This window comes from Chryseobacterium sp. 'Rf worker isolate 10' (assembly GCF_050753305.1).
GTDB lineage: Bacteria > Bacteroidota > Bacteroidia > Flavobacteriales > Weeksellaceae > Chryseobacterium.
Map to the genome: position 1 here is coordinate 1 of NZ_JBOZOF010000003.1, position 11,151 is coordinate 11,151.

Annotated in this window: 8 protein-coding genes; 4 read left to right on the forward strand and 4 right to left on the reverse strand. The window is 36.0% G+C overall.

Features of this window, described 5'->3' with window-relative positions; translation table 11 throughout:
- Positions 1-969 precede the first annotated feature (969 nt).
- Both LKL37_RS14355 and LKL37_RS14360 read right to left on the reverse strand, forming a co-directional pair.
- Positions 970-2,016 carry a PA0069 family radical SAM protein gene (locus LKL37_RS14355; RefSeq protein ID WP_431611217.1) on the reverse strand — a complete coding sequence of 349 codons (1,047 nt, stop codon included), beginning with the start codon at positions 2,014-2,016 and terminating at the stop codon, positions 970-972.
- Between the two features lie 122 nt (positions 2,017-2,138).
- Positions 2,139-2,333 carry a hypothetical protein gene (locus tag LKL37_RS14360; protein WP_089693543.1) on the reverse strand — a complete coding sequence of 65 codons (195 nt, stop codon included), beginning with the start codon at positions 2,331-2,333 and terminating at the stop codon, positions 2,139-2,141.
- A 175-nt stretch (positions 2,334-2,508) separates the two neighbouring features.
- Between LKL37_RS14360 and LKL37_RS14365 the strand changes: the two genes are divergently transcribed.
- Positions 2,509-2,859, forward strand: coding sequence for a hypothetical protein (locus LKL37_RS14365; protein WP_431611218.1), 351 nt, complete (start codon positions 2,509-2,511; stop codon positions 2,857-2,859).
- 110 nt (positions 2,860-2,969) lie between these two features.
- Here LKL37_RS14365 and LKL37_RS14370 read toward each other — a convergent pair whose 3' ends face one another.
- A complete protein-coding gene (locus tag LKL37_RS14370; protein ID WP_431611219.1) occupies positions 2,970-5,615 on the reverse strand; it encodes a hypothetical protein in 2,646 nt (881 codons plus the stop codon).
- A 34-nt stretch (positions 5,616-5,649) separates the two neighbouring features.
- The gene (locus tag LKL37_RS14375) at positions 5,650-6,447 is read right to left on the reverse strand and encodes a DUF2797 domain-containing protein (protein WP_431611220.1); all 798 of its coding nucleotides are present in this window, start codon (positions 6,445-6,447) and stop codon (positions 5,650-5,652) included.
- An 88-nt stretch (positions 6,448-6,535) separates the two neighbouring features.
- Here LKL37_RS14375 and LKL37_RS14380 point away from each other — a divergent pair, with 88 nt between their 5' ends.
- The 3 genes from LKL37_RS14380 (at position 6,536) to secA (ending at position 11,120) form a co-directional block, all read left to right on the forward strand.
- Positions 6,536-7,564 (forward strand): GDP-mannose 4,6-dehydratase, encoded by a 1,029-nt coding sequence (locus tag LKL37_RS14380; RefSeq protein ID WP_431611221.1) that lies wholly within the window; start codon positions 6,536-6,538, stop codon positions 7,562-7,564.
- 136 nt (positions 7,565-7,700) lie between these two features.
- Entirely contained in the window at positions 7,701-7,922 is a 222-nt protein-coding gene (locus LKL37_RS14385) for a DUF2795 domain-containing protein (RefSeq protein ID WP_002662059.1), read from the forward strand.
- A 123-nt stretch (positions 7,923-8,045) separates the two neighbouring features.
- Positions 8,046-11,120 carry a preprotein translocase subunit SecA gene (gene secA / locus LKL37_RS14390; RefSeq protein ID WP_431611222.1) on the forward strand — a complete coding sequence of 1,025 codons (3,075 nt, stop codon included), beginning with the start codon at positions 8,046-8,048 and terminating at the stop codon, positions 11,118-11,120.
- Positions 11,121-11,151: the final 31 nt, after the last annotated feature.

The window sequence follows — 11,151 nt, forward strand, 5'->3', positions numbered from 1 at the left end:
AGAGAGGTCGGAGGGTTTGAGAATTGGAGCGTGGGAGGGTTTTTCATGAGTAATGAGTAATGAGTAATGAGTAATGAGTAATGAGTAATGAAAGGTATACCTATATATAATAGTAGATATCTTTCTAGAAATATTCTTTTCTAGGTTTGGGATAAAGCCAGCTGAATGATTTGTGTTCATCAAACAGGCTTCGTTCGTCTAAGCTCAAGGTTATAGTCCGTTTCTATTGAATCGCCAGGTACAATGAACCACAGATCGCTTGGGTTGGCACAGAGGATAATGGATATAATATATATAAGAGAAAAGTCGATGATACAGAATACAGCTATTCTATGTCCCGGACAGCATTGTCACTCAGTAGGAGTTTGGACAAAACTCTTTCCATAAAATTAAAATACCAGAATATTCACCGTAAGTAAAATGCTTCGACTAAGCTCAGCATGACACCGCTAATACTTACTGCTGAAAAAACCCAGACACTATACTATAATTTTACTTCCTTTACAATTCTCATCAACAAGTCTGGATTCCTGTGAAATGACACAATGGGAATAGCAGGATAGCCGCATATCTCTACACTGGTTATTGTATAGGAATGATAGATTTAAAAACGTCAGACTCACTACAACCTGAACTCCACAACCCGAAACTAGGAACTCGAAACACAATAACCCAAATCACTATACCCTGAAACTCATCATTCATCATTCATAATTCATAATTCATCATTCATAACCCCTTCCCTAGCCCTGATAGAAATGGTTACCCCGCAGATTGCGTGGGAAAGTGGGTTGGCTTGAGCGTCGGAGAGCACTGGCGCGAGGAGTATGAATGGATAGCAGGATGAAGCTCCTGAGAATGTTCGGGAGTTCGAGAGTTGGTAGGAAAAATTGGAAATTACAATAAGGAAGATGAAATTCCATCTATACCATATATTATATAATAAGCAGAATTACTTCAAAGTTATGATTAATCAAATAATCTCAATTGCTGCTCTCGGGTTCCGGTAAAGTTGGCTGTAGAAAGTTTTGGGAATTCTTTACCTTCAAAAAACTTCTTTCTGCCAATCTTAAAGGTGGTGTGAATCATTTCGGCGATATTACCCTCTCCTCTTTGTCTTTCAAAATATCTTTTATCACCCAGTTTTCCACCACGCATAGATCTGATGAGATTTAATACTTTCTGTGCTCTGTCCGGAAAATGGGATTCAATCCAATTCACAAAGACAGGTTCAACGGTATCATTTAATCTTACCAAGGTATATCCGAATCCTAATGCTCCTGCATCAGAAATAGCCTTTAATATATTCAATGGTTCATCACTATTGAGCCCGGGAATAATGGGAGCAACCATTACATGTACGGGAATATTGTTTTCGGAAAGGAGTTCGACGGCTTTTAGTTTATTCTTTGCAGAGCTTGTTCTTGGTTCCATTTTTCGTCTCAGCTCTTCATTGATTGTTGGAATGCTTAAAGAAACGGAAACCAAATTTTGTTCTGCCATCGGTTTTAAAATATCAAGATCTCTTAGTACCAGTGCGTTTTTTGTCAGAATATTGACAGGGTGTCTGTAATCAAGACAAACCTGCAGTAATTTTCTGGTAATTTCGAATTGTCTTTCGGCCGGCTGATAGCAATCTGTGTTTCCGGACAACAAAATCGGGGCTGCTTTATAGCCTCTCTTTTGAAAAAACTTTTCCAGGAGTTCGGGAGCATTTTTCTTTACCATGATTTTTCTTTCAAAATCAATTCCTGCGCTATAGCCCCAATATTCGTGAGTAGGTCTTGCAAAACAGTAAGAGCATCCGTGTTCGCATCCCTGATAGGGATTCATGGAATATTCCATCGGAAGGTCTTCGCTTTTGACCTGATTGACAATTGTTTTGGGAAATACTTCAGTGAAAGAGGTCTTTATGGATTCGAAATCTTCATCTTCAGGCTCATAGGTATACCTGTCGAAACGATTGACAACGTTTCGCTGAGCTCCCTGACCTTTTATAAATTTTTCGTTTTGCATTCTGATGTAAAATTAGAGTGGAATTTTCATAAAATAATGAGTTTTAACATTAAAGTTTTCCACAAAAAAATCCGGCACTTTCAAAAGTGCCGGATTTAAACATAATTAAATATATCTTTTTACTACTTCAGCGCGTAAAATTCCACTCCGTGTGTTTCATCGTCGTGGTTCTTTTCATCAAAGTGTCTGTGATAATCCGAATAGGAATCACTATATTTTTTATCTTTTTTTGTCAAAATTTTTTTAATACTAATTAAGCCTAATACTGCCAAAAGACCTACTCCTCCTGCCAGTAAAACTCCAACTTCTTTTTTCATATTTTCTCTGATTTATTATTGATACCATTGCAAAAAGTATACCTATTTTATTTTTTTAAATTATAAATTTTGTTAACATTAAACTTTATTTTTAAGAAAACTGTAATCTGCTATTTTTCTTATATTTAAAGAATGCAATGGTTTAATTATTGTACTTAAAAACAAAAATATTATTATGGAAAACCAAGAAAACTTCGACAGAATGACGACCTTAAGCCAAGTGATGAAAACGCTTTCTGAAAGAGGAATACATAGGGAATTCAGGATGAATGAAAAGTGTGAAATGAAGTTTGAAAACTCTGATAAGGTTTATCAGCCCGCTGAACTGGTGATTTTAAAAACTTACCGTTTCGAGGGAGACAGTAATCCTGATGATAATGCCGTACTTTATGTGGTAAAGGATGGTGCCGGAAATCGTGGAATGATCATAGATTCTTATGGAGCGGACAGCAATTATCCGGGTGAAGAGTTTGATAAGTTTCTAAGGGATATTCCTGTTTTGGAAAGTGATGAATTCAATTTTTAACCGATCTTTCTTATATTTATTTTTTAAACCATTAAGACTGTTTTAATTAAAAACTTGTTTTTGTTTGTTTTGCTCGGCAAGTAATGATTCGATCTTAATGGTTTAAAGAATTATTCTTCAGATTTTTCTTTTTTTCCGAATATATTGTTCAGAAAACCTTTCTTTTCTTTTTTCTCTTCTTTCGGTTTGGAGGTTTTATTTTTGATCTCCTGTTTTATTTCTTTTACGGACTGTTTCATTTCTTTTACCGATGAAACTGCATTTTTCACTTTCTTTTCTGTTTTTTCTACATTTACACCTATCAGTGTCTTCTTTAATCCCTGCTCAATTCCTTTCCAGAAGAGATTGAAGAAAGACTTTGTGGGATCACGTTCTACGTTTTCTACTGCAACAGACTCTGGAAAACTTCCAGAATCTGATTTTATGAAAATATTGGCCACAGCCGTCAGAAAGCCTTTTTTCTCATGATTATTCTTATTTAAAACTGCAATTTTAAGATCTTTATGCTTAAGATTAAAGGTTCCGTGTAATCCGGCAGGGTTTCCTTTAAAATTAAAAAGCATTTCCTGAATAGTTCCCGCAGTTGCCGTCACATGAAGATAAGGTCTTATAAAAGGATTGATTCCGCTGACAGGAAGATTGGTTGTTTTTCCTGAGATTGCAAACCCATCGTTCTGATCAGCTACATCAAAGCTCCAGTTTACGGAAAGTGGTGAGAGGTTCATGAAAGAACAGTTGATTTTAATATCCACTTTTGTGGGTTTCCCTTTTGTTTTAGCAGAATTCAGATTTTTGACATTCATATTAAAGTTACTGAATGTCAACTTTCCAGGTCCCATACTTTCCGGAGTATCTTCTTCGTATACCAAGACGGAATTTTTCAGATCAAGATTATTAATTGTCATTGGAATTTTGATTGAACGAAGCATTTTTGAATACAACGCCTTTATTTTTGGATCGTCTTTCGGGATTTTACTTCTGAAAATATTAGCGTTTGCAGACTCAATGCCTACATGGGAAGCGTTCACCATTTTATTATGAGAAAACAGATCCCACTCTCCTTCTGCGGTTATTTGTCCGGCCTTCAAGTCGTATAAATCTCTCTCAACAGGTATCATTTTGATAAACTGGGCTCTTGAAACGAGAGGTTTCATAGCAAAATTGTTGATTTGGATTTTATTTTTATTCAGCTTCAGAAGCCCAAGGCTCATGTTATAGAATTTCGTTTTGTAAGCAAGATTTCTGGTGGTTACATAATAGTCTTTTACCTTAAAAGAAAGTCCTGGCTGATTGGATTTGGGGGATAATTCAATATTATTTGCAGTGGCATTCAAATCATGAAAAGCCAACGGTTCTTTCCCATTATCATAAATAATATTTGAGTTTTTCAAAGACATTTTCCTTACGATAACAGACTGTATGATTCCGGGTTCAGAAGTCTTATTTTGTTTCTTTTCCCCTGCTTTGATGGTGCCGTTTATATTATTTACGAGAACATCTTTGAGATCCAGATTCAGTTTTTTATCAACGAACTCGAGTTTATTGATATGAAAAGCAATATGATCTGTTTTCAAATTTATTGTTGATTTTCCAGCTGCAGAAGAACCCGGTGTGAGTACAACATCCAGAATTTCACCGTTTGTAGGTTTCAGAGCCAGACTTCTAATGACAATATTCTGATGATTGGAATATACAATATCTCTTCCTGAAAGCAGAAAATCTTTATATCCGATAGGAATGACTTGCTCTGAACTTTCTTTATCAAATTTAAGTTGATTGATATTTAAGTTAAGATTTCCAACAGACAACAGTTTATTCCCATCAGGTTTGTTGATCTGAACTACGGCATTATTCAGTTTTATATTTTTTAAATCAACCTCAAAGTTTGATTTTTTTTCATTCTTTTTAGCTTTTATTCCTGTTTTATATACTGTAAAAGCTGGGTTTTGGAAATCAGCATTGGTAAGAGAGACTTTATTTTTATTCAAAATCACATCTTTGAATTCCATTTTTGGAATGACACATTCAAATAATTGAGTTTTTTTAGGATAAAACTTTTTAAACTGGGCAAAAGAAAGAAGCGGAGTGAGTCTGAAATTCCCAACAGACATCTGCCCATCACGTGTGTTTATAGTACTGATGGTAATAGCATACGTTTCATCCGGGCGGAAAAAGAATCTTTCTCCTTTAATACTGTATCTGTCAAATACGATGGGCAATTTATTTTCTACAGATTCTTCCGTCATCTGTAAGTTTTCTACAAACAGATTCAGTTTCTGTACTGATAAAAATTTTTGTTTTGAATGTCTGAAAACAGCAATTTTACCATCTTTGATCCTGATATTTTCGAATAAGAACGGATTTCTTTTCTTTCCGGTTTTATGGTCAACAGGTTTTGCAAGGATAACATTTAGATTAGGTTTTGCCAAAAGCAGATCAGATGAGCTTATTCTTTTATTAAAAATGGCATCATAAATCCCGAAACGGCTTATTTTCAGGGTATCAATCGTTCCCTGTAAACCAATAACATCTGTATTTTGCGGATCTTTACTGTTAACGGAAATTTGTGTTGCAAAGATATTTCCTGTTCCTAAATCTACATCCAGGGTTTTGTAGGAAACTTTATAAGCTGTATTCTTTTTTATATAGTCAGGAAGCTGGGTTTTCAACCATATATTCAGTCCGAAATTCGCGGCAAGAAGAATTCCTGCCAGGATCCCGAAACTTATCAATAGTCTTTTAACCCATTTCCTCATATTTTGTGATTTGGTTCTTACTTTATTGTATAGATCAATTCTTTATTTCAAGTTCGATCACGTATCCTTCGTGTCCTCTTACATTGATGAAATTTCCTCCTTCAAATCCAAGATACTGTCCTTTAATGCCTGTAAGCCTTCCTTTAAATTCAGGTTTTTTGTCTAAAGTAAATGAAGTGACTTTCTCCGGTTTTTCAAAAGGATAGTCGAACGCCCACAATTCTTCACCTTCGCTATAGAATTTCTGAAAATCTTCAGGGAAATATTCTTTAATCTTCTGTCTGAAATCTGCAAGGTCAATTTCTCCTTCAAAATCATCCTGAAGCATTTTTCTCCAGTTGGTTTTATCCTGCAAATGATCTTTCAAAGCAACTTCTATCATTCCCGCTTCATAACGGTTCTCTGTTCTTGCAATAGGTAATGCAAAAGTCGCACCCTGATCAATCCATCTTGTAGGAATTTGTGTATTTCTGGTTACCCCTACTTTTACATCTCCGGTATAAGCAAGATAAACAGTATGTGGCTGCAGCTGAATTTGTTTTTCAACTTCAAGATCACGCTCTGCAACGCCTAAATGTGCTGTAGAAAGCTCCGGACGGATAATGGTATCACTGGCATAAGGACTTTCAAAAAAACAGCTTTTGCAGAATCCCATTCTATAAATAGGCTTATTGAGTCCGCAATTTACACATTGGAATCCGGTATGTTTAATGCTTAACTCCTTCCCAAACAGCTCATTCATGTGGATCAGATCTCCTGAAAGATTGAGATAGTACTGGATTGGCTTGGCGTCGAAGCTTGTCATTTTTAAAATTTGCCCTTGAAACTGCATATTATATTTATATTACTTTTTTAAGTAAATTTAATGATTATATTTTTCAAAAGTAAAATTTATATTTTTGCACTAATAAAAAATACAAATGGTTTATCTTATAACAGGCGGTAGTGGGTTCATCGGTTCCCATTTAATTGAACGATTGTTGAGAAATGGACATTCTGTCATAAACATTGACAATTTTGATGATTTCTACAACTATCGGGTAAAAATTAAAAATACTTTAGAGTCAATTGGCAAAATTTCGGATTTTGAATTCTCTGAAAAGGAAACCGATATCCAACGTTTGGCTTCCCTCACCCATTCTGATCAATACTCCCTCTATTGGCAGGATATCCGGGATAAAAAAGGCCTTGAAAATATATTTAAAAATCATCCTATTGATATGGTGGTTCATCTGGCAGCTCTTGCTGGTGTACGCCCTTCTATCGAACGTCCTCTGGAGTATGAAGAAGTAAATGTACGCGGAACAATGAATCTTTGGGAGCTTTGTAAGGATTTCAATATTAAAAAATTTATTTGCGCCTCCTCTTCAAGTGTTTATGGAAACAACGAAAAGATTCCTTTTTCAGAGACTGATAATGTAGATAATCCTATTTCACCTTATGCTGCTACCAAAAAAAGCGGTGAGATTATAGGGCATGTTTATCATTCATTATATAATATAGATATCATCCAACTTAGATTCTTCACTGTATATGGGCCAAGACAAAGGCCGGATCTCGCTATACACAAGTTTGTAAAGCTAATTTCAGAAGATCAGGAAATTCCTTTTTATGGGGATGGAAGCACTGCCAGAGATTATACTTATATAGATGATATTATTGATGGAATTACCAAGTCTATCCTTTATCTGGAAACTCATTCCGGCGTTTATGAGATCCTTAATCTGGGCGAAAACCAGGTAATCACTTTATCTGAGATGGTAAACACAATAGAAATGGCACTTGGAAAAACTGCCATTAAAAAAATTCTGCCAATGCAGCCGGGAGATGTCACAAAAACGAATGCCGATATTACCAAAGCAAAGGATTTAATAGGGTACAAACCGGCCACTGACTTCCAAAATGGCATAAAAAAATTTGTGGAATGGTTTTTGAGAAAACGACATTAAGTAAATTGCTGACACAGCTGCCAGCCAGTTTGTGCCAGCCATTTATAAGAAAAAATTATAAAAAGAATTGAAAATCAAGTATAAAAAAGTTTATTATACAACCTATTTTTATACTTTTGCAAAAAATTAGAAAATTATGTACTGGACATTAGAATTAGCTTCATATTTAAGTGACGCACCTTGGCCAATGACAAAAGCAGAGCTTATCGACTACGCAATCAGAACTGGTGCACCTATGGAAGTAGTAGAAAACCTTCAGGCTATTGAAGACGAAGGAGAAATTTATGAATCTATCGAAGAAGTATGGAGTGACTATCCTACTGATGAGGATTTCCTTTGGAACGAGGACGAATATTAATAAAGCGATAAGCTTTAGGCTGCGTGCTTAGAGCTTTTTTGCCCTTTTTATATATTAATTTACACGATAAGTGTTATTTAAAACGCTTAAAGCATTTTGCATTAAGCATAAAGCAAAAAATTTATGAGTTTTTTAAACAAAGTTCTTAAAGGGTTTTTGGGAGACAAGAAAGCGCAGGACCTAAAAGAAGTAAAAAAAGTTGTAACAAAAATCAAAGCTGTAGAACCTAACATCCAACAATTGTCGGATGATGGGTTGAGACAAAAAACGGCTGAGTTTAAAGAGAATATAAAATCTGCAACCAGCAAGATTACAGCTCAAATAGAACAGGTAAAAGAGCAGATAAAAAATTCAACCAATGTTGACGAAAAAGAAGCTCTTTTTACAAAAATTGAGTCTCTAAAGAAAGAATCATACGAAATTGAAGAAAAAGTTCTGATTCAGGTTCTTCCCGAAGCTTTTGCATTGATCAAAGAAACGGCAAGAAGATGGGCTCAGAATGGAGAAATCCGTGTAACTGCTAGTGACTGGGACAGAGAACTGGCTGCTGCAGGAAAAGATTTCGTTAGCATTCAGGGAGACACAGCTGTTTGGAAAAACTCATGGGACGCTGCCGGAACTCCTGTAGTTTGGGATATGGTCCACTATGATGTTCAGTTTATCGGAGGGGTTATTCTTCACAGTGGTAAAATTGCCGAGATGGCAACCGGTGAAGGTAAAACTTTGGTAGGAACATTACCTATTTACTTAAATTCACTTCCGGAAAGAGGAGTACACGTTGTAACCGTGAACGACTACCTTGCAAAAAGAGACTCCGCATGGATGGGTCCTCTTTATCAGTTCCACGGAATGTCTATCGATTGTATCGATAACCACCAGCCGAACTCAGACGGAAGAAGAAAAGCATACAACTCGGATATTACTTACGGAACGAATAACGAATTCGGTTTCGATTATCTGAGAGATAACATGGTGACATCACCTTCAGAATTGGTACAAAGAGAACTGAACTTTGCGATCGTGGATGAAGTTGACTCTGTATTGGTAGATGACGCAAGAACACCTTTGATCATCTCTGGTCCGGTTCCTCAGGGAGACAGACAGGAGTTTGATGTTCTTAAACCTTCTATCGACAGAATTGTTGAAGTACAAAAGAAAACGGTTTCTGCTATTTTTAATGAAGCGAAAAAATTAATCGCTGCAGGAAATACAAAAGAAGGTGGATTCAAATTGCTTCAGGCATACAGAGGTCTTCCAAAAAACAGACAATTAATCAAATTCTTATCGGAAAGCGGAAACAGAGCATTGCTTCAGAAAGTTGAAGCGCAGTATATGCAGGACAACAACCGTGATATGCCGATTGTGGATAAAGATCTTTACTTCGTAATCGAAGAGAAAAATAATCAGGTAGATCTTACAGACAAAGGTGTTGAGTACATGTCTCAAGGAAACTCAGATTCAAACTTCTTTGTACTTCCGGATATCGGAACTGAGATTGCTGAATTAGAAGCTAAAAACTTATCTAAAGAAGAAGAGTTTGAAGCTAAAGAGAGACTTTTCTCAGATTTTGCTGAAAAATCTGAACGTGTTCACACAATGAGCCAGCTATTGAAAGCATACACATTATTTGAAAAAGATGATGAGTATGTAGTGATTGATGGTGAAGTAAAAATCGTTGATGAACAGACAGGTCGTATCATGGAAGGACGTCGTTATTCTGACGGTCTTCACCAGGCGATCGAAGCGAAAGAGAATGTAAAAATTGAGGCTGCTACTCAAACTTTTGCAACGATCACGCTTCAGAATTATTTCCGTATGTACAACAAACTTGCGGGGATGACAGGTACTGCTGAAACAGAAGCTGGAGAGCTTTGGGAGATCTACAAATTAGATGTTGTGGTAATTCCTACCAACCGAGTTATTTTAAGAGATGACAAGCAAGATTTGGTTTTCAAAACCAATAGAGAAAAATATAACGCTGTAATTGAAGAAATTGAAAAATTAACAGCAGCAAGAAGACCTGTACTTGTAGGTACTACTTCTGTTGAGATTTCTCAGTTATTATCAAAAGCACTTCAGTTAAGAAAGATTCCACACCAGGTATTGAACGCGAAACTTCACAAGAAGGAAGCAGAGATTGTAGCTGGAGCAGGACAGCCGGGAGTTGTAACGATTGCAACAAACATGGCAGGTCGTGGTACGGATATTAAGCTTTCTAAAGAAGTAAAAGAAGCTGGAGGTTTAGCGATCATCGGTACAGAAAGACACGACTCAAGACGTGTTGACAGACAGTTAAGAGGTAGAGCAGGACGTCAGGGAGATCCGGGAAGTTCTCAGTTCTATGTATCTCTTGAAGATAACTTAATGCGTTTGTTCGGTTCTGAAAGAATTGCTAAAATGATGGACAGAATGGGTCATAAAGAAGGTGAAGTAATTCAGCATTCTATGATCAGCAAGTCTATTGAAAGAGCTCAGAAAAAAGTAGAAGAAAATAACTTCGGAACAAGAAAGAGACTTCTTGAGTATGATGACGTAATGAACAAACAACGTGACGTAATCTATAAGAGAAGAAAGAATGCTCTTTTCGGAGACCATTTGAAATATGACATCACGAATATGATTTTTGATGTTGCCAATTCTATCGCTGCGAAAGGAAAGGCTTCAGGAAGTTATAAAGATTTTGAATACGAAATCATTAAAACCTTCACCATGGAATCTCCGGTTTCCCAAAGTGATTTTAATAACAAGAATGTTCAGGATCTTACTAATATCTTATTCCAGGCGGCTCAGGAAGATTACAAAATGAAACTGAACCTATTGAAAGAGAAATCATTCCCAATCATTGAGAATGTATATCAAAATCAAGGTTCTATGTTCAAAATGATCCAGGTTCCTTTCACTGACGGACACAAAACAATGACTATCGTAGCTGATCTTAAAGAAGCTTATGATACTCAGTGTGAAAGTTTGGTGAACGATTTCGAAAAGAACATCACTTTATCAATTATCGATGAAAACTGGAAACTTCACCTTCGTGAGATGGACGACTTAAGAAGATCTTCACAAGGAGCTGTTTACGAACAGAAAGATCCATTGGTAATTTACAAACAGGAATCTTTCCACTTATTCAGTGAAATGATCGACAAATTAAACAAAGAGATTATTTCTTTCTTATACAAAGGAGAAATCCCAGCTTAAGAAAATTTTAATAAAATCATATAAAAACCGC

Bases quoted from the DNA above. Each gene is read 5' to 3' on its own strand.
- LKL37_RS14355 (WP_431611217.1), bottom strand. From the start codon at position 2,016: ATGCAAAACGAAAAATTTATAAAAGGTCAGGGAGCTCAGCGAAACGTT.
- LKL37_RS14360 (WP_089693543.1), bottom strand. From the start codon at position 2,333: ATGAAAAAAGAAGTTGGAGTTTTACTGGCAGGAGGAGTAGGTCTTTTG.
- LKL37_RS14365 (WP_431611218.1), top strand. From the start codon at position 2,509: ATGGAAAACCAAGAAAACTTCGACAGAATGACGACCTTAAGCCAAGTG.
- LKL37_RS14370 (WP_431611219.1), bottom strand. From the start codon at position 5,615: ATGAGGAAATGGGTTAAAAGACTATTGATAAGTTTCGGGATCCTGGCA.
- LKL37_RS14375 (WP_431611220.1), bottom strand. From the start codon at position 6,447: ATGCAGTTTCAAGGGCAAATTTTAAAAATGACAAGCTTCGACGCCAAG.
- LKL37_RS14380 (WP_431611221.1), top strand. From the start codon at position 6,536: ATGGTTTATCTTATAACAGGCGGTAGTGGGTTCATCGGTTCCCATTTA.
- LKL37_RS14385 (WP_002662059.1), top strand. From the start codon at position 7,701: ATGTACTGGACATTAGAATTAGCTTCATATTTAAGTGACGCACCTTGG.
- secA (WP_431611222.1), top strand. From the start codon at position 8,046: ATGAGTTTTTTAAACAAAGTTCTTAAAGGGTTTTTGGGAGACAAGAAA.